At 65.1% G+C, this 23,400-nt stretch carries 22 protein-coding genes, 1 tRNA gene and 1 pseudogene; 16 read left to right on the top strand and 8 right to left on the bottom strand.

Features of this window, described 5'->3' with window-relative positions:
• The first annotated feature begins 54 nt into the window (after positions 1–54).
• Both ABE434_RS02175 and hutC read left to right on the top strand, forming a co-directional pair.
• On the top strand, positions 55–1,431 hold the full coding sequence (locus tag ABE434_RS02175; RefSeq protein WP_346477643.1) for a formimidoylglutamate deiminase: 1,377 nt from the start codon (positions 55–57) through the stop codon (positions 1,429–1,431).
• Between the two features lie 27 nt (positions 1,432–1,458).
• Positions 1,459–2,187: a histidine utilization repressor gene (hutC, locus tag ABE434_RS02170; RefSeq protein WP_319206916.1), complete on the top strand. Its 729-nt coding sequence runs from the start codon at positions 1,459–1,461 to the stop codon at positions 2,185–2,187.
• A 3-nt stretch (positions 2,188–2,190) separates the two neighbouring features.
• Here the strand turns inward: hutC and ABE434_RS02165 are convergent, their stop codons facing one another.
• The 3 genes from ABE434_RS02165 to ABE434_RS02155 all read right to left on the bottom strand — a co-directional run bounded on the left by ABE434_RS02165 (position 2,191) and on the right by ABE434_RS02155 (position 4,308).
• Positions 2,191–3,177, bottom strand: a complete 987-nt coding sequence (locus tag ABE434_RS02165) for a restriction endonuclease (RefSeq protein ID WP_346477642.1) — start codon at positions 3,175–3,177, stop codon at positions 2,191–2,193.
• Positions 3,178–3,439: 262 nt separating this feature from the next.
• Positions 3,440–3,934, bottom strand: coding sequence for a phasin family protein (locus tag ABE434_RS02160; RefSeq protein ID WP_176988510.1), 495 nt, complete (start codon positions 3,932–3,934; stop codon positions 3,440–3,442).
• Positions 3,935–4,032: 98 nt separating this feature from the next.
• Complete coding sequence (locus ABE434_RS02155; protein WP_176988511.1) at positions 4,033–4,308, bottom strand: polyhydroxyalkanoic acid system family protein; 276 nt, start codon at positions 4,306–4,308, stop codon at positions 4,033–4,035.
• 121 nt (positions 4,309–4,429) lie between these two features.
• Between ABE434_RS02155 and ABE434_RS02150 the strand changes: the two genes are divergently transcribed.
• From ABE434_RS02150 to aroA, 4 genes are all read left to right on the top strand, one after another.
• On the top strand, positions 4,430–5,230 hold the full coding sequence (locus ABE434_RS02150) for an FHA domain-containing protein (protein ID WP_346477641.1): 801 nt from the start codon (positions 4,430–4,432) through the stop codon (positions 5,228–5,230).
• Between the two features lie 252 nt (positions 5,231–5,482).
• Positions 5,483–6,568, top strand: coding sequence for a 3-phosphoserine/phosphohydroxythreonine transaminase (gene serC, locus ABE434_RS02145; RefSeq protein WP_346477640.1), 1,086 nt, complete (start codon positions 5,483–5,485; stop codon positions 6,566–6,568).
• Positions 6,569–6,620: 52 nt separating this feature from the next.
• A complete protein-coding gene (gene pheA, locus ABE434_RS02140; RefSeq protein WP_176988514.1) occupies positions 6,621–7,820 on the top strand; it encodes a prephenate dehydratase in 1,200 nt (399 codons plus the stop codon).
• Positions 7,821–7,937: 117 nt separating this feature from the next.
• Positions 7,938–9,251, top strand: coding sequence for a 3-phosphoshikimate 1-carboxyvinyltransferase (aroA, locus tag ABE434_RS02135; RefSeq protein WP_346477639.1), 1,314 nt, complete (start codon positions 7,938–7,940; stop codon positions 9,249–9,251).
• Between the two features lie 160 nt (positions 9,252–9,411).
• Here aroA and ABE434_RS02130 read toward each other — a convergent pair whose 3' ends face one another.
• Entirely contained in the window at positions 9,412–9,990 is a 579-nt protein-coding gene (locus ABE434_RS02130) for an energy transducer TonB (protein ID WP_346477638.1), read from the bottom strand.
• A 148-nt stretch (positions 9,991–10,138) separates the two neighbouring features.
• Positions 10,139–10,774 (bottom strand): TonB family protein, encoded by a 636-nt coding sequence (locus ABE434_RS02125; protein WP_346477637.1) that lies wholly within the window; start codon positions 10,772–10,774, stop codon positions 10,139–10,141.
• A gap of 112 nt (positions 10,775–10,886) precedes the next feature.
• Between ABE434_RS02125 and serS the strand changes: the two genes are divergently transcribed.
• Positions 10,887–12,167 (top strand): serine--tRNA ligase, encoded by a 1,281-nt coding sequence (gene serS / locus ABE434_RS02120; RefSeq protein WP_346477636.1) that lies wholly within the window; start codon positions 10,887–10,889, stop codon positions 12,165–12,167.
• Positions 12,168–12,293: 126 nt separating this feature from the next.
• Here the strand turns inward: serS and ABE434_RS02115 are convergent, their stop codons facing one another.
• Positions 12,294–12,653 (bottom strand): SH3 domain-containing protein, encoded by a 360-nt coding sequence (locus ABE434_RS02115; RefSeq protein WP_346477635.1) that lies wholly within the window; start codon positions 12,651–12,653, stop codon positions 12,294–12,296.
• A gap of 380 nt (positions 12,654–13,033) precedes the next feature.
• On the opposite strand from ABE434_RS02115, the gene ABE434_RS02110 reads away from it, so the two are divergent.
• Entirely contained in the window at positions 13,034–13,627 is a 594-nt protein-coding gene (locus ABE434_RS02110) for a hypothetical protein (protein WP_346477634.1), read from the top strand.
• Between the two features lie 104 nt (positions 13,628–13,731).
• Here the strand turns inward: ABE434_RS02110 and ABE434_RS02105 are convergent, their stop codons facing one another.
• Positions 13,732–14,313 carry an NAD(P)H-dependent oxidoreductase gene (locus tag ABE434_RS02105; RefSeq protein WP_319206945.1) on the bottom strand — a complete coding sequence of 194 codons (582 nt, stop codon included), beginning with the start codon at positions 14,311–14,313 and terminating at the stop codon, positions 13,732–13,734.
• Positions 14,314–14,436: 123 nt separating this feature from the next.
• Here ABE434_RS02105 and ABE434_RS02100 point away from each other — a divergent pair, with 123 nt between their 5' ends.
• From ABE434_RS02100 to ABE434_RS02085, 4 genes and pseudogenes are all read left to right on the top strand, one after another.
• The gene (locus ABE434_RS02100; protein ID WP_019184298.1) at positions 14,437–15,429 is read left to right on the top strand and encodes a LysR substrate-binding domain-containing protein; all 993 of its coding nucleotides are present in this window, start codon (positions 14,437–14,439) and stop codon (positions 15,427–15,429) included.
• Positions 15,430–15,583: 154 nt separating this feature from the next.
• A tRNA-Ser gene (locus tag ABE434_RS02095) sits at positions 15,584–15,673 on the top strand.
• A 1,020-nt stretch (positions 15,674–16,693) separates the two neighbouring features.
• Positions 16,694–17,650, top strand: a complete 957-nt coding sequence (locus tag ABE434_RS02090) for a DUF932 domain-containing protein (protein WP_346477697.1) — start codon at positions 16,694–16,696, stop codon at positions 17,648–17,650.
• Positions 17,650–18,015, top strand: a pseudogene (locus tag ABE434_RS02085) (JAB domain-containing protein); the annotation flags it as partial. The gene ABE434_RS02090 and the pseudogene ABE434_RS02085, both read left to right, overlap by 1 nt.
• Positions 18,016–18,239: 224 nt before the next feature.
• Here ABE434_RS02085 and ABE434_RS02080 read toward each other — a convergent pair.
• Positions 18,240–18,626 (bottom strand): helix-turn-helix transcriptional regulator, encoded by a 387-nt coding sequence (locus tag ABE434_RS02080; RefSeq protein ID WP_346477696.1) that lies wholly within the window; start codon positions 18,624–18,626, stop codon positions 18,240–18,242.
• A 181-nt stretch (positions 18,627–18,807) separates the two neighbouring features.
• Between ABE434_RS02080 and ABE434_RS02075 the strand changes: the two genes are divergently transcribed.
• The 4 genes from ABE434_RS02075 to ABE434_RS02060 all read left to right on the top strand — a co-directional run bounded on the left by ABE434_RS02075 (position 18,808) and on the right by ABE434_RS02060 (position 23,341).
• The gene (locus ABE434_RS02075; RefSeq protein WP_346477633.1) at positions 18,808–19,764 is read left to right on the top strand and encodes a hypothetical protein; all 957 of its coding nucleotides are present in this window, start codon (positions 18,808–18,810) and stop codon (positions 19,762–19,764) included.
• Between the two features lie 48 nt (positions 19,765–19,812).
• Positions 19,813–20,493, top strand: coding sequence for a hypothetical protein (locus ABE434_RS02070; RefSeq protein ID WP_346477632.1), 681 nt, complete (start codon positions 19,813–19,815; stop codon positions 20,491–20,493).
• A gap of 335 nt (positions 20,494–20,828) precedes the next feature.
• On the top strand, positions 20,829–22,055 hold the full coding sequence (locus ABE434_RS02065; RefSeq protein ID WP_346477631.1) for a hypothetical protein: 1,227 nt from the start codon (positions 20,829–20,831) through the stop codon (positions 22,053–22,055).
• A 65-nt stretch (positions 22,056–22,120) separates the two neighbouring features.
• Entirely contained in the window at positions 22,121–23,341 is a 1,221-nt protein-coding gene (locus ABE434_RS02060; protein WP_346477630.1) for an ISL3 family transposase, read from the top strand.
• Positions 23,342–23,400 lie beyond the last annotated feature (59 nt).

Here is a 23,400-nt window from a genome sequence, read left to right as displayed (position 1 = left end):
CACATCGGTGTATATGTCTATACAATATAGGCGCCTCTTCCGGGATGTCCAGTGATGCCAGCCAACCCCGCACCGATCCTTCGTTTCCATGCTGCCCACGCGCTGCTGCCACACGGCTGGGCGCGCGATGTGCGCATCCTCAGCCAGGGCGGCACGCTCATCGAGGTGACCGAAGGTGCGTCGGCCGAACCGGGTGATACCGCGCTGGCGATCGCGCTGCCGGGCCTGGGCAACCTGCACAGCCACGCCTTCCAGCGCGGCATGGCCGGGCTGACCGAGATCGGCGGCAACAGCGGCGACAGCTTCTGGAGCTGGCGCGAGCTCATGTACCGTTTCCTGGCGCATCTGCAGCCCGAGGCCATGCAGGCGATCGCCGAGCAGGCCTATGTGGAAATGCTGGAATCCGGCTTCACCCGGGTCGGTGAGTTCCATTACCTGCACCACGGCCCGGACGGCGCGCCGTATGCCAACCGCGCCGAGATGGCCGAGCGCATCGCAGCCGCTGCCCACTCCAGTGGCATCGGCCTGACCCTGTTGCCGGTGTTCTACGCGCATGCCGATTTCGGTGGCGCCGCGCCGAACCCGGCCCAGCGCCGTTTGATCCACGACGTCGACGGTTTTGCTGAACTGCTGCAGCGCTGCACGCGCGCGCTGCAGGGCCAGGACGATGCGGTGCTCGGTTTCGCCCCGCACAGCCTGCGCGCGGTAACCGGCGAGGAGCTGTCGGCGCTGCTGCCGCTCAACCAGGGGCCGGTCCACATCCACATCGCCGAACAGACCCGCGAGGTCGATGCCTGCGTGGCCTGGAGTGGCATGCGCCCGGTGCAGTGGCTGTACGAGCACGCGCCGGTGGATGCGCGCTGGTGCCTGGTCCACGCCACCCACATCACCGACGCGGAGATGCAGCAGATCGTGGCCAGCCGTGCGGTGGCTGGGCTGTGCCCGATCACCGAGGCGAACCTGGGCGACGGGCTGTTCCCGATGCAGGCCTTCGCGCGTGCCGGCGGCCGGTTCGGCGTGGGCTCGGACTCCAACGTGCTGATCGACGCGGCCGAAGAGCTGCGCCTGCTCGAGTACGGCCAGCGCCTGCAGCTGCGCGGGCGCAATGTGCTGGCCCCGGGCGATGGTCAGTCCACCGGCCGCTGGCTGTACGAGCAGTCGTTGAACGGTGCTGCGCAGGCCCTGGGCGTGAGCACCGGGCTGCAGGCCGGCGCGCCGGCCGACCTGGTCGAACTCGATCCGGACCACCCGGCGCTGATCGCCCGCGACGGTGATGCCTTGCTTGACAGCTGGGTGTTCGCCGCACGTAATGGCGCCGTGCGATCGGTGTGGCGCCAAGGGCGCCAGTTGGTCCGTGACGGTCGCCACCCGCAACGCGAGGCGGTGGCCGCACGGTTCGCCGCGGCACTTCGACCGTTGTTGGGGGTCTGATCCGACCCTCCCATGCAGGAATCCAGAGTGACGGGCAAGAAAGCAGCAACCCTCAATCAGCGCATCCGTGCTGATCTGGAAAGCCGCATCCTCAGTGGACAGTGGGAGCCTGGCTTCCGCATCCCCTACGAACACGAGCTGATGGAGCAGTACGGCTGCTCGCGGATGACCGTGAACAAGGTGCTGACCGCGCTGGCCGAGAGCGGCATGATCGAGCGCCGCCGCCGTGCGGGCTCGTTCGTGGCGCGCCAGCCGCCCCACCTGGAACAGGTCGCGCTGGAAATCCCCGACATCGCGATGGCGGTGGAAGCGCGTGGCCATGTCTACGGGTACCAGCTGCTCGAGCGTGCCTACCGGCGCCCGCGTGAGCAGGTGGCCGAGGAAACCACATTGGCCGGCGGCGAGAAGCTGCTGGCGATCCGCTGCCTGCATCTGGCCGATGGCCGGCCGCTGGCGCTGGAGCACCGCCTGATCAGCCCGGTCGGCGTGCCGGAGGTGCTGGCGGTGGACTTCGAGACGACGGCGCCGGGCAGCTGGCTGCTGCAGAACGTCTCGTGGACGCGCGCCCAGCACCGGATCAGTGCCTGGGGCGCCGATGACGCGGCAGCGACGCTGCTGCAGGTCAAACCCGGCACGGCGTGCCTGGTCATCGACCGCCTCACCTGGCGCGGCGAGCAGCCGATCACCTGCGTGCGACAGATGTTCCTGGGCGATGCCTACGATCTGGTCGCCCGGTTCTCGCCGGGCGCGCGCTGAGCCTTACAGCGTCGTGCACTGCCGCCAGCGGACCGGCTCATCCACGCCCGGGCGCGGGTTTAGCTGGATGCGCACGGTGCGCAGCGCCGGATAGCGGACCACTTCCTCGCAGATCAGCGGCCAGATCGTGTCGATCTCGCCGGTGCGGTTGATCGCCAGCGTCTGCCGGGTCAGCCAGATGCCGCTGGCCACGCCGGGGCGGGTAGCGACTTTACGTGACAGTTCCTGCTGATAGCGGTCCAGCGTGGCGTTGTCCGGGTTGGCGTCCATTGCGGGCGCAGCGTTATCGGCGGCGCGGTCTTCAGCGGCCTCAGGCGCTGGCGGGGCTGCCGTCGCCGCCGCGGTGGGCTGGGCGCCGCCCGGTGCGGGGGCTGTGGCTGCCCATTCTTTTTCCAGCCCGGCGGTCAGCGAGCCCAGCCCGACCAGCAGGCCCAGCGTCACCGCCCCCAGCGCTGCAATCGAGATACGGCGGATCGCCTCGCCACGGGCGCCGGCCTCGACCCGGGCCTCCATGTCGCCCGGCAGATAAGGCTTCAGCAGCGGCCACAGCAACGGGCCGTCGAGCACTTCCACTCCCTGCTTTTCAGCGGCGATGCGACCGTCGCGTTCGACCTTGCCCTCGGTGATCAGGATCCCGCCACGGGCACCGGCCAGGCGCGCGGCGGCGCCCAGCTCGTTCACCGCCGCCGTGCCGATCCGGTAGGCGCGGCCGTGCTTGCACGACAGCAGCCAGCGTTGCGGGCCATCGTGCATCAGGAAATCGCTGCGCGGTTCGCGGCTGTCGGCGGCCTCGTCGGGCACGTCCTGCAGGCCGCGCTGCTCGTGCATCGCACGCCGCACGATCAGGGAAAACTCGCGCCAGTGCATGCCGGCCAGGGCATTCAGGCCGAGCTGGGTCTCCTTGCGCTTCCGTTTGATCAGCCAGAAGTAGGCCGTGGCCACGAACCAGACGATGAGGGCCAACAGCAGGGCCAGGATCCAGGAGAGCATGCAGGGGGATATGAACAGGGAAGTGCGACAGACAGTTTATATGCGCCTTTGCACGTCTGCGGCGCGTCGTTTCCGGGGCGTTTCGCATCCGGCGATCACGTCAGTGACGGCGGTCTCACTTTGCGCCGATCCACCCACCGGCCGCCCACGAAAAACCCGCCAATCCAGAGCCGTGAGGGGAGGGAACAAACGGCGGTGGAAGCGATTGGCGGGTCGGTTTCGATTGTCAACAAAGTTCTGCTGCTTTGCAACAATCGAGGGATCAGGCGTCGGAGGTGGGCGACTGGTGGGTGCCCGGGGACGGTGCGCCGGACGGCGAGGCATTGCGGGCCTCGGCCCGGTTGACCCGGGTGTTCAGCGCATCGATGCGGGCGTTGAGCGCGGCGACATCCTCGGCGGTCGGGATGTGCAGGCGCTTGAGCACGCCCTGGACCCGGTCATCGAAGGCCTTCTCGACCTTGTCCCAGGTGCCGCTGGCTTTCTCGCGGGCCTCGCCGAGGTGCTCCTCGACATTGTCGCGCCAGCGCGGCGCATCGCCGGTCTGCTCGCGGTTGCGGGCCTCGATGTTCTCGCCTTCCTTGACCAGGTTGTCGAAGACGCGGCTGCCTTCGGCCTGCGCACGCCCGAAGGCGCCCAGGCCCGCCAGCCAGATCTGCTGGGCCGAATCGGTCAGCTTGCGCGAGAAGCGCTCGGCCTGATCCTGCAGCGAGGGCTTCTCGCCGGGGATGCGATCGTCGAAGTCGTTGGGTGAATTCATGGGGCGATCCCTTGGGTGGACACCCTTGGATCGTATGCATCGCCGGCTTCAAGCGATGTGATGGCCGGCGCCTGTGCGACGCCGGGCCGTGCGTCGGTTCAGCCGAGCTTTTCCTTGAGCACGCGCTGGATCTCGCTTTCCACCATGCCCTTCATCGCCGACAGCAGGAAGCCGAGCTTGGCGGTGACCTGCACCTGCCCGGGCTGCAGGGCGATCTCGCCGTCCACGCCGGAGCCGCTGAAGTTCAGCACGTCGCCGACCCAGTTCGATTGCAGGCCGAAACGCTCGGACAATTTGGCGGCGACGTCTTCGATGGCCTGGCGCGCATTTTCAGCGGGCAGGGAATGGGGATGACGGATATCGATGCTGGACATGCGGACTCCTGGCGGACAACAGCGCGGATTTGGGCGTGCATTGTGCGCATCCTCAGGCACAACTCCAAGGTCTGCGTCACACTTCTTCTTCCCTGACATTCAACCTGCTAGGCTGCGCCGCGTGCAGAACCTGCTAGTTCACTTCACTCAACGCCAACACCCCGACCAGCCGCTGCGGCCCGGGGTGCAGCGCATCGTGCGTCATGCTTCGGGCACTGTCCGGCTTGGCGATGACACCCCCGGCACCCTGCTGCTGGCCCAGTTCTGCCTGGACGACCGTGGCCTGTGGCTGCAGGTGGCCAACGGCATCCGTGGCATCCACGTCAACGGCCGCCCCGTGCGCCGGATGGCGCTGCTGCGCGCCGGCGACGCCGTCTACGCCGATGGCGTGGAGATGGTGGTGCAGGGCGATTGCGAGGCGCTGGTGCATGCGCCGCCGCGCAGTGACGATGGCGGCGACGACCAGCGCCTGCTGCGCGGGGTCGGCGGCCAGCACCACGGGCGCAGTTTCACCCTCGACCGGCCGCGCGTGATCGGGCGCGGTCCGGAGGCGGACATCGTCATCGACGACCCGGCCTTCGCCGAGCAGCACGCGCGCCTGGAACAGCACGGCGAGCGCCTGCTGCTGCGCGACCTGGGCGCAGGCGAGTCCACGCGGGTCAATGGCGTCACCGTTCGCCATTGCTGGCTGCAGCCCGGCGACCAGCTGGTCTTCGATGCCCAGCACCGCTTCGTGCTCGAAGTGCCGCACGACGGCCGCAAGCGCAGCGTGATCGAGGAAGAGGACGATGGCTTCGAAGCACGCCAGCGCCCGGAACCGGTCGCTGCGCCCAAGCGCGTGAGCCGCTGGCCGTGGCTGCTGGCCAGTGCACTGCTGCTGGCCGCCGCTATCAGCGGTCTGCTCTGGTTCGGGGCGCGGTAAACGTCATCGCATCCGCGCTGACGCCCCGTGATTTGCTACGCAAACCACGGGCCCCCGCGTGACATTGCTTCCAGACCCCGCCGCGTCGCGGCGCCCCCTGACTCAGGGGGCTCGCCTCCAGACATATGGCGGTGGCTCTGGCAGACAGCCGGGCCCTGGATAGATTCGTTTGCAACCAAATTCGCCTTGTCCTGCAAGGCCTAAAGGCTGGTGCGCTGCGGCATACTAGGGGTCTTGCCCCATAGGTGTGACATGACGCGCGCGTTCAATTTCAGTGCCGGCCCTGCAACCCTGCCGGAATCGGTCCTGCGCCAGGCGCAGGAAGAGATGTTGGAGTGGAACGGCGCGGGCGCCTCCATTGTCGAAATGAGCCACCGCGGCCCGGAGTTCATGGCCGTCGCCGCCCAGGCCGAGGCCGATCTGCGCCGCCTGATCGGCATCCCGGAGGACTACGCGGTGCTGTTCCTGGCCGGTGGTGCGACCACCCAGCAGGCCCTGCTCGCGCTCAACTTCGCCCAGCCCGGCCAGACCGTGGATTACGTGCTCACCGGGCACTGGGGCAAGACCGCGATCAAGCAGGTCAGCCCCTATGTCACGGTCAATGTCGCCGCGAGCAGCGAAGCCAATGGCTTCCACGACATCCCGGCGCGCGCCGGCTGGCAGCTCTCCGATGACGCGGCCTACGTGCACATCACCGCCAACGAAACCATCCACGGGGTCGAGTTCCGTGATACCCCGGACGTGGGTGACGTGCCGCTGTTCGCCGATTTCAGCTCCTCGATCGCCAGCGAGCCGCTGGATGTCAGCAGATACGGCCTGATCTACGCCGGCGCGCAGAAGAACCTCGGCCCGGTCGGCGTGTCGGTGGTGATCGTGCGCCGCGACCTGCTCGAGCGCACTGGCCAGCCGCGTGCGGACATCTTCGATTACCGCTCGCACGTTGCCCGCGACTCCATGCTCAACACGCCGCCGACCTGGAACTGGTACCTGGCCGGGCTGGTGTTCCAGTGGATGCTGGCCGAAGGTGGCGTGGAAGAATTCGCCCGCCGCAACGCGGTCAAGTCGGGCCTGATCTACGAGGCGATCGACCAGTCCGGCGGCTTCTACCGCAATGAAGTCGTCCCGGCCGCACGCTCGCGCATGAACATCCCGTTCTTCCTGCCCGACGAGGCGCTCAACGCGCGTTTCGTCAGTGAATCCAAAGCCGCCGGCCTGCTGGCGCTGAAAGGTCACAAGGCGGTCGGCGGCATCCGTGCTTCGCTGTACAACGCCATGCCGGTGGAGGGCGCGCAGGCGCTGGCCGCCTTCATGCGCGATTTCCAGCAGCGCAACGGCTGACGCATTCGTTTTCCCCGGGGCGCTCGCCGCCCCACTGCACCGGAACCCCCAGATGGCCACCAAACCCGCCAAGCCCAAGGCCGCCACGCCGGCGCCGAGCACGTCCACGTCGGCTGCACCCGCGAAGAAGAAGGCCAAGGCCGCCAAGCGCGATGCTGCGCCGGCCGTTGCCGCGCCCGTGCTGTCGGACGTGCGCGCCAAGATCGACCATATCGACCGCAGCATCCAGGCGCTGATCGCCGAACGCGCCAACTTCGCCCACCAGGTCGGCAAGGCCAAGGGCAAGCTCGCCGCCGCAGTGGACTACTACCGCCCCGAGCGCGAAGCGCAGGTGCTGCGCATGGTGGTGGACCGCAACGAAGGCCCGCTCAGCGATGAAGTGCTGGTCCACGTCTACCGGGAAATCATGTCCGCCTGCCTGGCCCAGCAGGAACCGCTGAAGATCGGTTACCTCGGCCCGGAAGGCACCTTCAGCCAGCAGGCGGTGCTCAAGCATTTCGGCCGCTCCGCGCTGGGCCTGCCGCTGGCCAGCATCGAAGAAGTCTTCCAGGAAGTGGAAGCAGGCAACGCCGATTTCGGCGTGGTGCCGGTGGAAAACTCGGGGCAGGGCACGATCCAGATCACGCTGGACATGTTCCTGACCTCCAACCTGAAGATCTGCGGTGAAGTGGAGCTGCGCGTGCAGCAGTATCTGATGTCGCGCAGTGGCCGGCTGGAGGATGTCGAGCGCGTCTACGGCCACCCGCAGTCGTTCATGCAGACCTCTTCGTGGCTGCGCGCCAATCTGCCGAAGGCCGAGAAGATTCCGGTCTCCAGCAACGCCGAGGGCGCGCGCCGCGCCCGCAATGCCGAAGATGCCGCCGCCATCGGTGGCGAGAGCGCCGGGCATGTGTACGGCCTGAAGAAGGTAGTGACCAAGCCGATCCAGAACGACGCGGACAACACCACGCGCTTCCTGGTCATCGGCCGCAACATCTTCCCGACCTCCGGCCACGACCGCACCTCGGTGCTGGTGTTCATCCACGACAAGCCCGGTGCGCTGTTCGACGTGCTCAGTCCGTTCGCGCGGCATGGCATCAGCATGAACCGGATCGAGTCGCGTCCATCGCACAACGCCAAGTGGGAATACGGCTTCTTCATCGATCTGGCTGGCCATGTCGAGGACGAGGCGATGCAGGCGGCCCTGGCCGAACTGAAAGCCCACTCGGCACAGATCAAGATCCTCGGCTCCTATCCGGTCGCCGTGCCCTGATCCGAACGGCGCAGTCGCTTCGCGCGCTGCGCCCGGTCCGGCGCCCCTCTGGGCGCTGCGGCCCCTCCCGCACTCCGTTGCATCGCCGCCGCGGCGGCCCGCCCCATAGGATCTCCGATGACCGCATCTTCGTACTGGATCGCCCACAAGGGCCAGCCCCTGCAGGGCAGCCTGACCATTCCCGGCGACAAGTCCGTCTCGCACCGTTCGGTGATGTTCGCCGCGCTGGCCGATGGCGTCTCGCGCATTGACGGTTTCCTGGAAGGCGAAGACACCCGCGCCACGGCGGCGATCTTCGCGCAGATGGGCGTGCGCATCGACACCCCGTCGCCCTCGCAGCGCGTCGTGCATGGCGTCGGCGTGGATGGACTGAAGGCGCCGAGCGCCCCGCTGGACTGCGGCAACGCCGGCACCGGCATGCGCCTGCTGGCGGGCCTGCTGGCTGCACAGTCCTTCGATTCGGTGATGGTCGGCGATGAGTCGCTGTCGCGCCGTCCGATGCGCCGCGTGACCGGTCCGCTGGCCGAGATGGGCGCGAAGATCGACACCGAGGCCGACGGCACGCCGCCGCTGCGGGTGCACGGTGGCCAAGCACTGCGCGGTATTGCATTCGCCTCCCCGGTGGCGAGCGCGCAGGTCAAATCCGCGGTGCTGCTGGCCGGTCTCTATGCCGACGGCGAAACCTCGGTCACCGAGCCGCACCCGACCCGCGATTACAGCGAGCGCATGCTGCGCGCGTTCGGCGTGGACATCGAGTTCTCGCCGGGCAAGGCCCGCCTGCGTGGCGGCCAGCGCCTGCGCCCGACCGATATCGTGGTGCCGGCCGATTTCTCCTCGGCGGCGTTCTTCCTGGTGGCCGCGAGCGTGATTCCAGGCTCCGTGCTGCGCCTGCGTGCGGTGGGCCTCAACCCGCGCCGCACCGGCCTGCTGGCCGCGCTGCGGCTGATGGGGGCCGATATCACCGAAGAGAACCATGCCGAGCAGGGTGGGGAAGCGGTGGCTGATCTGGTGGTGCGGCATGCGCCGCTGCACGGCGCCGAGATTCCCGAAGCGCTGGTGCCGGACATGATCGACGAGTTCCCGGCGTTGTTCGTGGCTGCTGCCGCCGCGCAGGGCAACACCGTGGTGCGCGGTGCGGCCGAACTGCGGGTCAAGGAGTCGGATCGTCTTGCCGCGATGGCGACCGGCCTGCGCACGCTGGGCGTGCAGGTGGACGAAACCGATGACGGCGCGACCATCCACGGTGGCGGGGTGCTGGGCAGCGGCACCATCGAAAGCCACGGCGACCACCGCATCGCGATGGCCTTCGCGATTGCCGGCCAGCTCAGCAGCGGAGAAGTGCGGGTCAATGACATCGCCAACGTGGCGACGTCCTTCCCGGATTTCGATGGACTTGCGACCGGCGCGGGTTTTGGGCTTCGCGCCGGTTGAGATAATGCCGGGTTCTGCCGCTGCTGCGTCCAGATGTCGGGTATGCGTGGTTGCCGGGCAGCGCCCGGCACTACCTTGACCTCGCGCGGACGCGGTGCTTCGCAGAACAAAAAAGGGAGGCCATTGGCCTCCCTTTTCGTTCCCGCCTCAGCGCATCAGCTTAGCGCTCGGTGCGGAAATCCACCGGCACGCGAACCACGCTGGCCACGGCGCGGCCGTTGTGCATCGCCGGCTCGAACTTCCAGTCGCGCACGGTGGTCAGCACCGCGCGATCCAGGTCGCGGTCACGCGTGCCGCTGCGCTGCACGATGTTGGCTTCGGTCACCTGGCCGCGGGTATCCACGTTGAGGCTGGCTACCACGCTGCCCTCCACGCCGCTGCGCAGGGCAGTACGCGGGTAGGCCGGCTTCACGTTGCTTGCCAGCGGACGGGCCTCGCGGTTGCGCACGGCCGGCGTCGCCCTGCGCTGATCGGCGGTCGGCGCGGCCTGGCGTGCAGCCGGGGCGGGCGTCGTGGCGACTGGCGCGGTTTCAGTGGCCGGCAACATACGCTGGCCCACCGGTGCATCGTTGGTATCGCCGGGGGTGGCATAGCGCAGCCACACCAGCGCGGCGGCGAACATCGCCACGATCAACGCGACCCACAACCAGGGCGACGTGCGGCGGTTATGGGGCTCATCGATCACGTCGCGCTGATGCTGCGGCGAGCGGGGCATGTCCGGGGCATGGGTAACACTCATGGCTGACTCCTGGTGTCGATGTGACACCTGCAGTCTTGCCCGTACCCGGTTGCGGATGTGTCAGCGCACCGTCAACGCGATGACTGCATTCCCATCGAGGTTCAGTTTGCTGAGCCGTTGCAAAATCGCCGCGTAACGCGGCGATGCATCACTGCGGCGTGAAGTCGAAGGGCACTTCCAGGCTGCCAGGCACTGGTACGCCGTTGTTCTGCGCCGGCTGGAAGCGCCAGCGGCGCACCGCGTCGGAGGCCGCGCGGTCAAGATCGCGTGAACCGCTGCGCTGGATCAACGTGACCGCCGAGGGATACCCCGTGGCATCCACATCCACGCGTACCACCACGGTGCCGCGGTCACCGCGGCGCAATGCAGCGGGCGGATAGCTCGGTGGCGGCGACTGGTCGGCGATCGGCTGCGGACGATCGCTCGGTGCCATCGAGTTCGGGGCTGCCGGTGCGGTGGGCGCAGCGGGCGCGGCCGGCGGCGGGGGCGGCGCGGTCTCCACCAGCTGCGGCTTCTCTTCGTTGGCCGGCGGGGCCTTGGCATCGGGCATGTCGCTGGAGCCGGCAGCGGCGGCCAGCGGCTCGGGCAGCGGCACCACCTCGGCCACCTGCGCAGGGGTCTGCGCGGCCGGGTCGGCCTTGTAGAAGTCGTTGTTGCGGCTGCTCAGCCATACCACCAGGAACAGCAGCAGGCCTGCGCCGAATGCGATCGCGGCGATCAGGAGGCTGCGGCGGGGCAGCTGGAAGGTGATGTTCTTGCCAGAAGTCGAGCGGGAAGCAGACATGGGGCATACCGTATGGATCACCGCGATTCTGCCACGCCCGGGATGAACCGGCGGCAGAAAAACGCATAACAGGCGATAATCCCCCTCCGTACCCGTCGACCCCTCTGCCGCCATGCTCGATCCAGCCCTGCTCCGCCAACAGCCCGCCGACCTTGCCGAACGCCTGCGCTCCTCGCGCGGTTTCGAGCTGGATGTCTCCGGGCTGGAGTCGCTGGAGGCCGATCGCAAGCGCATCCAGGTGCGTACCCAGGAGCTGCAGAGCCTGCGCAACAGCCGTTCCAAGGCCATCGGCCAGGCCAAGGCCAAGGGCGAGGACGTCTCGGCGATCATGGCCGAAGTGGCCGCGTTCGCCGATGAGCTGAAGGCCTCGGAAGTGGCCCTGGATGCGCTGCGCGAGAAGATCGAAGCGATCGCGCTGGGCATCCCGAACCTGCCGGCCGAGGATGTACCGGCCGGCCAGGATGAATCCGAGAATGTCGAACAGAAGCGCTGGGGCACCCCGCGTGCGTTCGATTTCCCGGTGCTGGATCACGTCGAGCTCGGCGCCCGCAACCGCTGGCTGGATGGCGAGACCGCCGCCAAGCTGTCCGGCTCGCGCTTCACCGTGCTGCGTGGCCCGATCGCGCGCCTGCACCGCGCGCTGGCGCAGTTCATGCTTGATCTGCACACCGGCGAGCATGGCTATGAAGAAACCAACGTGCCCGCGCTGGTCAATGCCGAGTCGCTGCGTGGCACCAGCCAGCTGCCGAAGTTCGAGGACGACCTGTTCAAGACCGCCGTGGGCGAATCCACGCGCTACCTGATCCCGACCTCGGAAGTGCCGCTGACCAATATCGTGCGCGATGAGATCATCGACGCCGAGCACCTGCCGCTGCGCATGACCGCCCATTCGCTGTGCTTCCGTGCCGAAGCCGGCAGCGGTGGCCGCGACGTGCGCGGCATGATCCGCCAGCACCAGTTCGAGAAGGTGGAACTGGTCGCCGCGTGCACCCCGGCACAGAGCGATGAAGAGCACCAGCGCATGACCCGCTGCGCGGAAGTCGTGCTGGAAAAGCTCGGCCTGCCGTACCGCAAGGTGCTGCTGTGCACCGGCGACATGGGCTTCTCGGCCATCAAGACCTATGACCTGGAAGTGTGGCTGCCCTCGCAGGGCACCTACCGCGAGATCTCGTCGTGCTCCAACTGCGGTGATTTCCAGGCCCGTCGCATGCAGGCCCGCTGGCGCAACCCGGAGACCAGCAAGCCCGAGCTGCTGCATACGCTCAACGGCTCCGGCGTGGCCGTCGGCCGCGCGATGATCGCGGTGATGGAGAACTACCAGAACGCCGACGGCAGCATCACCGTGCCGGACGTGTTGAAGCCCTACATGGGCGGGCTGGACGTCATCGGCTGACCAAGCGTCGCGACGTATGAAAAAACCCGCCGAAAGGCGGGTTTTTTGTTGGTGCCCCGGTAGAGCCACCCGATGGGTGGCTGCCGTTCCGGTCATGCATCACCCGCAGCCACCCATGGGGTGGCTCTACCCGTCCGTCATCGGCGTCAGCACCCCCAGCGGCACCCACCCAGACGACGTGCCGCCGACCACCTCGCACCACACCCAGCTGTTGAGCACGCGCTCACCGCGCACGTGCTGGCCCACGTCGACATCCAGTTCGCGCGCACAGTAGGCCTCGGCCGCCATCGCATCGCCCTGCGCGTTCCTGCCGATCACCTGCGCCGGCACCCAGCCTGCGGCCTGGCCAGGCGTCTCGCACAGATACCAGTTGTCCCAGCCTTCGGGCCCCTGATAGCGCTCGCCGACCTGCAGCGCGTCGCCGGGCTGCAGGGTGATCGGGTGGGGGAACTCACTGCGGTGGGTCTGGATGACGCGGTAATCCATGCGGAATCAGCTGTGTGCAAAGGGCCCCCAGCTTAGCGGCCATTCCCGCGACACTGCAGCGTTGATTGCGTCATCGGTGCGGCTTCCAGAAAGGAAGAGAGGCAGATCAGAAAGCGCCTTGATGAAATGTAGGAGAAGTGGACGGCCGAGTGGGCGGAAGTCGGCGTGGAGGGCCGCAGAGACGGCAGGCACAGGGCTTCGCGGATTGAGCATCCGGTGGCGGCCGGTACGGCCCGCACGTGGCGGTGTGATCGACGCCCATTTCCTGCGGCACACAGCGAACAGGCTGGGCACCGACCTCTACTTCCACAGGACGCCCGGTGAATACAGCGGCTGCACCCCTCCCATCCTCCAATCCCGCCGGCATCGCCGCGTGGCTGATGCTGGGCATCGCCTGGCTGTGTTTCCTGATCCCGTTCCCGGGGCTTGGGCTCTTCCTCGGTTGGCCGCTCAATCTGGTGGCCTTCATCCTGGCCGTCGTGGCGATGGCCAAGGGCGGCGCAGGCAAGGGCATCGCCCAGCTCCTGCTGTCCCTCGTCGCCTCCCCGGTGGTCTACCTCGTGGGCGTCGTGGTGTTCGCCGGCGCCGTCAGCGCGATCAGCCAGCCGGCCCTCGATGGCAAGGCCCACGCGGACAAGGGCAGCCAGCAGGACATCGCCATCGCGCCCGCCGCGCCTGTCGAGATCACGGCGCGCCAGCTCTATCGGGACTATGAGGCCAATGAGGTCGCCGCCGACGTCCTCTACAAGGGCAAGCCGCTGCTGATCACCGGCGAAGTAGCCACGATCCAGACCGACCTGATGGATGAACCGCAGGTGCTGCTGAAGGCCGGAAGCGTCGAACAGGTGATGATCTCGGGGCTCTCCAGTGAGGCGGCCGGCGCGCTCAGCAAAGGCGAGGCTGTGAGTGCGGCCTGCATGGGCAACGGCATGATCCTGGGCGCACCGGTGACGCGGGACTGCGAACTCCAGTAAAGGCGGAGCCGCGTCCAAAAAAAAGATGGCCCCGGGAGGGGCCATCTCTGCCACACCCACACCGTCACGACGAGGGGGAGGGAACGGTGTGGGTCGCGCGTGGGTCAGGCTGCGGCGAGTTCTTCCGGCTGCGGCAGCGCCGCCAGGGCCTGGGCAATCGCATCGGTGCGGTGCTGCGGCGAGTAGGCAATGCCCTCGGCCCGCACGAACTCGACGTTGTCGATGCCGAAGAAGGCGAAGACCTGGCGCAGGTACGGATCCTGGAAATCGGTCGGGGCGCCGGTGTGCAGGCCGCCGCGGCTGCTGGCCACGATCACGCGCTTGCCGCCGGCCAGGCCCACCGGGCCGTTCTCGGTGTACTTGAAGGTGCGCCCGGCCACGGCCAGGCGGTCAATCCACGCCTTGAGGGTGGAGGCGACGCTGAAGTTGTACATTGGGGAGCCGATGACAACCACGTCGGCCGCCAGGAACTGCTCCAGCACCTGCTCGGCGTCGGCCACTTCGGCCGGGTCGGACTGGGCCAGGGACGAGCTGCGCAGGTGCGGAACGGGCTGGGCGTCGAGGTCGCGGTAGCTCACCTCCAGGCCCGGGACCTGGTCGCGCCACTGCTGGACCACGGCGGCGGAGAGCTGGCGGGAGACCGAGTTTTCGCCAAGCACGCTGGCGTCGATGTGAAGAAGCTTCATGGCAATCACCTGATTCTGGGGGAGGGGCGGTAGACGCCGCCGACGGAGAACAGGTTAGGTTGTTGCTTGATTGGAATAAAGGTGGTTGAATACCACGTATTGTTCTATATCTGGAACTTCGGTATGCAAGACCTCAACGACCTCTACTACTTCGCCATGGTGGTGGATCATGGTGGCTTCGCCGCAGCAGAACGCGCGCTCGGCATCCCCAAATCCCGCCTGAGCCGCCGTATCAGCCAGTTGGAAACCGACCTGGGCGTCCGCCTGCTGCAGCGCTCCACGCGCCGCTTCGCGGTGACCGACGTCGGCACCAGCGTGCATCGCCACGCGCAGACCATGCTCGCCGAGGCCCAGGCCGCGCGTGAGGTGGTCGACCGCCTCAGTGCCGAGCCACGGGGCCTCGTCCGCGCCAGCGTGCCGGTCTCGCTCGCGCAGATGCAGCTGCCCAAGCTGCTGCCGATTTTCCTGGCGCAGTATCCCAAGGTGCGGCTGCAGCTGAACATCAGCAACCGCCGCGTGGACATCATCAACGAAGGCTACGACGTCGCCCTGCGCGTGCGATCGCGCCTGGATGACGATGGCAGCCTGGTGATGCGCAGCTTCGGCCAGGTGCAGGAACTGCTGGTCGCCAGCCCCAAGTACCTCGATCGCGCCGGCCGCCCGAAGGATCCGGACGAGCTGACCAACCACGTCACCCTGAGCATCAGCGAAGACGAAGCCCGCCAGCGCTGGGAACTGCACGGCCCGGAAGGCGCGGTACGCCGCGTGGACCTGCAGCCGCGCGTGGCCGGTTTCGATTTCCCGCTGCTGCAGAGCATGGTCAAGGACGGGTTCGGCATCACCATGCTGCCGGAAACCGTCTGCGCCGACGCCGTGCGCAATGGCGAACTGGAAGTGGTGCTGCCGGACTGGTCGCTGCCGCAGGGCATCTGCCACGCCGTCTTCGCCTCCCGCCGCGGCCTGCTGCCGGCGGTGCGCGTGTTCATCGACTTCCTGGCCGAGCACTTGCCGCCGCAGCTGGAGGCCTCGCGCCTGGATTGCGGTGGCGCGTGCGAGCGGGCCAAGGAGAAGATCAAGGCCAGCGCGCTGGGTGCGTTGGCGGTGGATGCGGGCTGAGCCCGACCGCTGGCGGGTGGGCAAATCCCACCTGAAATGCGAGAATGCGACCCCCGGCCAAAGCCGGGGAGCCATGCCGGACGGGGCGCTGCCCCGACCGGTTGCCTGGGTTGCAATGACCTGGGCACGCGGGGCGCGGAAGCGCTGCCGATACGGAGAGATGGCCGAGCGGTTTAAGGCACCGGTCTTGAAAACCGGCGAAGGGTCATTCCTTCCGTGGGTTCGAATCCCACTCTCTCCGCCAGACATATTAACTAAGTTCCTGTATTTTATGGGCTTTTTTAATTTCCCGCCTCGCTGGTGTGCCATCTGGTATGCCACGGCAGGTTGGCTTGCTTTGGATGCTAAAGGACGGCCACGGATATCTAGTCTGAGTAAGGAAGGTCCTGTGCCGACACCTGGGCAGCCCTCCTAATTTGGGGTGTGCTGGAGCATGGCCGCTTGTCTGCAGTGACCCGGACCTCTTTGAGTTTGTGTCGACTGCTGTGTTTCCCTTATCGGGTCGCTTTCCATCCCTGTAGAGTGCCGGCGGTACTCTCTACAGCTCGGTGGGCTACCAAGGATGCAGATGTCGAAGATCGAGGCGATGACAAGGGGCTAGAGTCTGGTGCTTGCTAGACCCGCCGAACCGATAGAGGTGGTTGGCGTGATTCCAAGGGGCCAGGCGCCATCCTTGGTCGATCGCTCTTCGGCAGGTGTCGTTGCCGAACGCATATTGCTTAGAGAGGACTACTTGTCCTTCGCAGAGCCACAGCCAGCCGCCTGCGGTCCTTCGAGGCTGACGGGCACGGTGGCAGAGTCCAACGGCCCTGACGCTATGAGGGAGCTAGATGTTCCATTCAACACGCTGCCCAATTGGCTGACGGTGCCAAGTCTGGCCAGCCTCGGCGTTCGCCCCGGCGCCGGCTGTAAACGAGCTGGGGAGTGAAATGAGCCGGCTTCACAAGGATTGAACAAGATTTCAAACACATACTACCCCCTCGAAGCTGGTAGGAACTGGCTTCGGGCATGACGCTGCCGCAGTAGCCTATTTTCAGGAGCGGAGAAGGATGAGGAGCAGGGTAGAGTTGGTCCACTGCATTATGGCGGTGGCCACCGCTGTTCTGGCGGGGATCATTAAGAGCACGGCTAGCGCGGTTTGCAGCAGATGTTCCTGCATGGTCGAGCCGTTCGACTGATTTCTGATCAACTTGGTACCTCGCATAAGGCCCGGGCATTGCTCGGGCCTTATGCGTTTGTCCCGCCAATAAACGAGGAGCACGAGATGCATTTAGTTGAAACGATGGCGTACGCCGGCGAGAGGCCGTGGCATGGCTTGGGGAGCCGGCTTGCACCGCAGCAGCCCATTGATGCCTGGAAGTGCCAAGCCGGCATGGACTGGAAGATCGAGGAGGCGGAAGTGCGCTATGTCGTTGGCAACGATGCCACTAGCGCTATCCATTCGTACCCTGAGCAGAAGGTGCTGTACCGCTCCGACACCCGCAAGCCGCTGTCGGTGGTCTCCAAGCGCTTCCAAGTGGTGCAGCCGGGCCAAATCCTGGAGTTTTACAGGGATCTGACTGCCAACGCCGGGTTCGAGCTTGAGAGCGCCGGGGTGCTGCGCGAGGGCCGCAAGTTCTGGGCGCTGGCCCGCACCGGCCAGAGCACGACGCTGAAGGGCCGCGACAAGGTGGATGGCTACCTGCTGCTGGCCACGGCCTGTGACGGCACACTGGCGACCACGGCGCAGTTCACCTCGGTCCGGGTGGTCTGCAACAACACCCTGTCCATCGCGCTGGGCAATGCTAGCGGGGCCATCAAGGTGCCACACCGTAGCCACTTCGACCCGGATGCGGTGAAGCGTCAGCTGGGCATAACCGTCTCGTCGTGGGACGGTTTCGTGGCCCGGGTGAAGGCGTTGGTGGAACGTCCAGTGGATCCGGACTCGGCGGATGGGCTGCTGCGTAGGGTGCTGACCTACAGTCGGCTGGACGGAAAGGCTACGGTGGTAAACGAACAGGCGATGGCCAGCGTACGCTCGCTTTACGAGGGCGGCGGTCGTGGCGCTCTGATGGCCTCCAGCCGCGGTACGGCCTGGGGCCTGCTTAACAGCGTGACCGAGTTCATCGACCACCATCGCCGCGCGCGCACGGAAGACCATCGTCGGGAAGCGGCTTGGTTCGGACCGGGGGCCCAGATCAAACAGCGGGCTTGGGACGAAGTGATGAAGCTGGTGGCCTGATGCAGGCCCGGTCACGCTCTCATGCAACTACTGGTACCCGGGCGGCTCCTTGCATTGGGGCTGTCCGGGCACGTGAGGACCGGACCATCGGCCGGGCGCTACGGATCCTCAAGCAGAGAGTCCGTGGACCGGGACCATTCTTGAGCGAGGTGCCCACTTGCGGTGCGTTCTTCCGACTGCGGTTAGGCAGCGAGGAGCGGGAGCATTTCGAATCCGCCTTCTTTAACACCCGGAACCAGCTCATCGCAGTGGAGCGACTGTTCTCCGGCAGGGTGAATGGGGCGGAAGTTCATCCATGCGTCGCGGTTCGACGGGCTCTAGCGTTGAACGCTTCGGCCGTCTTGCTGGCCCACAACCATCCCAGTGGCAACACCGAATCCTCTGCAGCGGACCGTGCGCTCACGGTGCGACCGAAGGGGGCTTTGACTAGGATATCCGGTTGTTCGACCATTTCGTGGTCAGCGCCGCCGAATCGGTATCGATGGCGGATAGCGGATGGGTTTAACTGGTCGAAACGATGGATGAGCATAGCGCCCGGCCCACACGGGCCAGGCAGATCGCCGTGGATGCATCGCACCGTACGTGCGGATCAGTCTCCGTCGGCCTGCGCTCTTAGTCCTTTGGCTTGTCGCCCCTGCGCCAATTGCAGCAGCTCCACCACCTTAGCAAGCAGGGCAGGGTCCTCGACCAGTGCGGGGATCAGCGAGGCCAAGGCATCCCGCTGGGTGTCGTCGGCGTGGGCCAAAGCAAGGATCGCATCGGCCATCGCCGCATCGTCGGCCAATAGGTAGGCCGCGGGCACGTCCAACAGCTGCGCCAGCAGGCCCAGGTTGTCGAAGCCGATCGCGGTGACTTGGTGCTCGTAGCGGTTGATCCGCGAGGAGCCCTTTTCCTTACCCAAGCCCATGCGATCCCCTAGCGCGCGCTGACTCAGACCACGCAGTTGCCGCGCCTGGAGGAGGCGGGCGGCGAACAAGGCGCGTGGCGAGGAATCGGGCACAGGGCAACCGAAAGGCGGGGGTGGCCCGAATCATGACGAAACCTCTATTGGTGTGGCAGACTCTATTTGCAAGATAGAGGATACGTACATCAACTGCCGATGTCTCGCTTGGGCGGCGCATCGATATCAGCGAAACCTGCGAACAAAAAGGAGATTCATGAAAGGCATCAGTCGATGGACTGCCCTAGGGGGGGCGTTGTTTCTATCTGCATGCAGCAAGCCAGTTCTGGATTGGCGCAACGCCGACCTGAGCAATGGGACGATCTACGAAGCTGGCTCTAACGAGCCGTTCGATGGCTTGGTGACGAATGTGCCCCACGGCAAATTGGAGCCACAACTTGGGGCACTCACAACAGTGCTAGGCAACCTCAATACGTTTCAGCCGGCAAGCATGTCGACACTACTGAGTGGTATGCAGTATCTGTGCGACGTCGACGTCAACGAAGGGCTTCTCGCGGACCACTTTGTGTGCCGATACCGTGATTCACAGGCCGTGGCCTACGAGGGGCAGCTCAGTGGTGGGGGACTCGAAGGGGAGACTGTTTTCCACAATGCAGCTGGTGCCAAGGTGGTTGTCCTGCCGATGGCGAAGGGCAAGGTGAGTGGTCGGGTCAGGATCTACTTCGTGGAGAACCCAGAGCAACTTTCCCTCGAGGCGGATGTCGTAGACAACGTCTTCAATGGCGAGCTAATTGGCTACCATCTGAACGGGCAGGTCAGGTCGAAGGGGCAGTACGCCAACAGCATTCCGATCGGCGTCTGGGAGGGCCGTCGGAAGGAAGACGGCACGCTCTCCGAGCGCATCACGTATGAAGGTGGAAAGGTTGTTTCGCACTCCTTCTACGAACCGGATGGCACGAAGTACATGAGTGAACAGCAGATGTGGGACCTCCACCGTTCCATCGCCTCAAGCGATGACTTCGTGCTGACGCCGGAGCAGGGCGCACTGCTCTCTGCGGCTGAAGCACGTTATGGCGCAGTCCGCCTGCTTTCGCCTTCACAGCGGGAGGCTAAAAGGCAGGCAGAGGAGGCCCAGAGGCGTGCCGACAAGATCGCCAGGGGCCTTGATCCGGATTGCTTTGTGTGTGACGGATCGGGCAAGCCACAACAGTAGCGGAGCCAATTCCTCCCAGCCATATTGGGACATTGAAAAGGAGAAAGCATGAAGAGGTTGAACGTCACGGGGTTGCTTCTGGTGGTTGGACTGGCCCTAGCAGGCTGCAAGCAAGAGCCGACACTGACGCAGGCTGGGGAAATCAATCTTGCCGGGTGTCATGTGCCGGCAGGCATCACGCAGGAGGAGGCCGAGAAGGTAGAGTGCGGAACGCCGGAAGTCACCGACTCTCCCGAAGCATTTGCGAATTTGGTCAGGTCGGAACCTATGTCTGAATCGGCGGCGGTCAGTGCTTCCGCGTTGGCATTTGATGCGGCTACTCGGATGGCCGCAACATCGGATGCCGAAGTGATCAATACTGCTATCTCTGCACGAGCCGCGCAGGATGGGGGAAGCGAGTACGCCGACGCGCGCAAATCGCTTAAGGGTGATCTAGACGGCGATGGTGCAGCGGATGTGGCGGTCCTGTATTCGTTGGAAGGCGCTGGCGGTGGTAATGACTCGGTAGGCTATCTAGCCGCCTTCGTGCGTACGGGCGGGCAGTTGAAGCTGGCTGATACCGCCACGCTTTCCGGTAGCGCCCAGAGCCTCACACTGAAGGACAGCACGGCGCATCTCAAGCTGCTTTCGTTGGGTCCGGACGATTCGGCGTGCTGCCCATCAATAGAGGACGACGTCGTGTATGTCCTCCATGGGAACAAGTGGCTGCAGGTGCAAGCGCAGCCCTGACCCGTTCTGGCGTCTGATGCCAGGGCCGCCTCGTGCGGCCCTTTTCCATGGGAGTGACTGATGCGCGCATCCGCGGACAAGCGGGATCGGAAAGGCGGGCCGTCCACTTGTAGATAAGAGCCACGATCACACACGCGGCGGATCGCTGACGGTGGCCTGCAATGAACTGGTCAACAGGAAGATCGGGGAGGGCGCTTAGGCGTCCTCCCCATGCGGCTGGAACCTTTTTTCTCTTCCGGACGAGTTTCCAGCCTCGCGGCGCCATTGCGGGAATGCCGGTCATTCGGGGAGGATAGGGGGGCGATATCCAATCGATCTTGCAATGAGGTGCTTTGGTGAAAAAAGCAAGCAGGGAAGGCCGCATGCGGCAATTTAGAGGCGAAGTCCGGAATGAGTGGCATGCAATTCTGCCAGTCGGGGAGGATCCAATTTCCTACTTGCTGAAAAAGGACATCCCTCTCTATCTCGAGGTGGACCAGATGCGTCACTTGGTGCACCGGACTTCCAAAGTGGAATTCCCCCCAATGGACGAGGGCCAGAAAAAGCTATTAGAGGAAATCTCATGGGAATCGGCGTCGTCCGAAGACTTGGACGCAATTCAACTGCAAGCCAGTAAATTGACGGACGGCATCGCCTTTCTGCGACTGGACACGGCATCGATCGAAAAATTGGGGCATGCCGACGTTTGCACGTCGCCAAATTTTATGGGCTGGGGTTTGGCTCCGGCGCGGACGTATCGCGTGACCGGGCAGGATCTCAGAGGTCGACCAGTCAGGAAAGAGGAGAAAATAGAGGCCGTCCGCGATCTGGTGAAGGTTGAGCTTGAGTGCGCGGCCATCGTGGACAAAGAGGAGTGGGAAAAGGCTAATCGTCGCGGCGAGCCTGGTATACGTGCCGATGATCATAGATTCCGTGCCAGTGTTACTGTTCACGTATCGGAACTATTTCTGGATGTGTTAGACATCGAGAAATTGAAGCAGGAGAAAATGGATCTCCTAGGTCTCGTGGCGTATCCGTTTGAGCATCAAGAGCGTGCGCCAGGCATCTACTGGATGTTCCAGGCGGCATACAGGCTCAACGGGGTACAGGCGATCGTTGGTGGTGATACGGGGGTTAGGCCCTGGCTGAAGCAACATGCGGCCAAGGCCTTCAGGTACAGGGCCGACCGAACAGCAGAGAAGTTCGTGTGGATGACAGTTGGCCGGGATCAGGGTGGTGGCAAGCGTGGCGAATTCAAGATTGGACAGATAGACGAGCTGCACGGCGATGGCGCATCTTTAAGGTACAAGTTCGACTTCACGAGCGACGGTCTTGCCCTGATCCTGGCGATTGCCGATTTTTGGTTTGAACTCAAAGATCGGGAACCGAGCGTATCGAGAGTTGTTTTAGCAGAGAAGCTCATGGCGCACCGCTTCGATGGAACGGAAGTCGGTGACTTGGTGTATCTGATTGACGGGGAGCGCCTCGACAAGGATGACGTTTCAGGGCTAGAGGAAAGCGCAAGGAAGCGTGGGGTAAAATTGCGTGCTGTACGTGAGAAATTTGGTTCTTCTCCCATCTGAGGGGAGAAGGCGCACGGCCGACCAGCTAGATTTGTAGCTGTCGAGAAAACAAACCGAGGCCGGCCGTGGCCAAGCTGGATTGTATGCCGTTACTGGGAAGCTGGGCGGGGTATCGCCTGGATGGATGGCGCCGCGAGGCACGTGGCGGAGCCACGTGGCTGGTGCTTTCGCTGTTGCCTGATTCACGCCGCCGCCGACGCTGCAGTGGCTGCGGCAAGTGGGTCGTGGCCATCCACGACCAGACGCTCCGGCGCATCCGTGACTTGCCCGTGTTCGACGAGCCGGTGGAGTTGGAAGTCCAGCGGCAGCGGCTGGCCTGCCCTCGCTGTGGGCCGAAACTGGAGCACTTGGATTGGCTGGAGCGGCATGCCCGGGTAACGCAACGGCTTGCGCAGAGCGTGGCACGCATGTGCGCCACCACCTCCATCCATGCCACCGCAAAGTGTCATGGTCTAGACTGGAAGACGGTCAAGGCGCTTGATTTCAGGCATCTGATGCAGACGCTGGGCCCGGTGGACCTATCGGACGTACGCGTGATCGCGATGGACGAGTTTGCGATCCAGAAGGGGCATCGCTACGCCACCGTGGTCGTCGAGCCATCGCGCAAGCGCGTACTCTGGGTCGGCCGAGGACGCAGCCGCGCTGACATCCGTCCCTTCTTTGAGCTACTCGGCAGGGTCGGTTGCGAACGCATCCAAGCCGTAGCAATGGACATGAATTCGGCCTTTGATGTGGAGGTCAAAGCCCAGTGCCCCAATGCTGAAGTGGTCTACGACCTCTTCCACGTGGTGGCCAAGTACGGGCGCGAAGTCATTGATCGGGTGCGGGTGGACGAGGCCAATCGCCTACGCACCGACAAGCCCGCGCGACGGGTGGTGAAGACCTCGCGCTGGCTGCTGCTGCGCAATCGGCAAAACGTCCCGGCCGAGCAGCGCGTCCAACTCGAGGAGCTGCTGGCCGCCAACAAAGCCCTGCTGACCACCTATCTGCTCAAAGATGACCTGAAGCATCTGTGGCGCTACCGAAGCCAGAGCTGGGCGGAGAAGGCCTGGCGGTCATGGAAGCATCGCGCCCTGCGAAGCGGGCTGGAGCCACTGCGCATCTTTGTCCGCCGTCTGCAGCCTTATCTCCCGGGCATTCTGGCCCACTGCCGATGGCCGCTCGGGACGAACCTGGTGGAAGGCATCAACAACAAGATCAAGGTCATCAAGCGCGTCGCCTACGGATACCGAGACGACGCGTACTTCTTCCTGAAGATCCGGGCGGCCTTCCCCGGAGTTGGGTGAAGAACCAGAAATTTGGGATAAAAGAGCTGGAGTAGGCTCCTTTTCCTGTTTCGTGTGTG

The organism is Stenotrophomonas sp. TWI1183, assembly GCF_039673115.1.
Taxonomy (GTDB): domain Bacteria; phylum Pseudomonadota; class Gammaproteobacteria; order Xanthomonadales; family Xanthomonadaceae; genus Stenotrophomonas; species Stenotrophomonas maltophilia_AA.
Note: the sequence above shows the minus strand (reverse complement) of the source record. Positions and strands in the feature narration are given on the sequence as shown.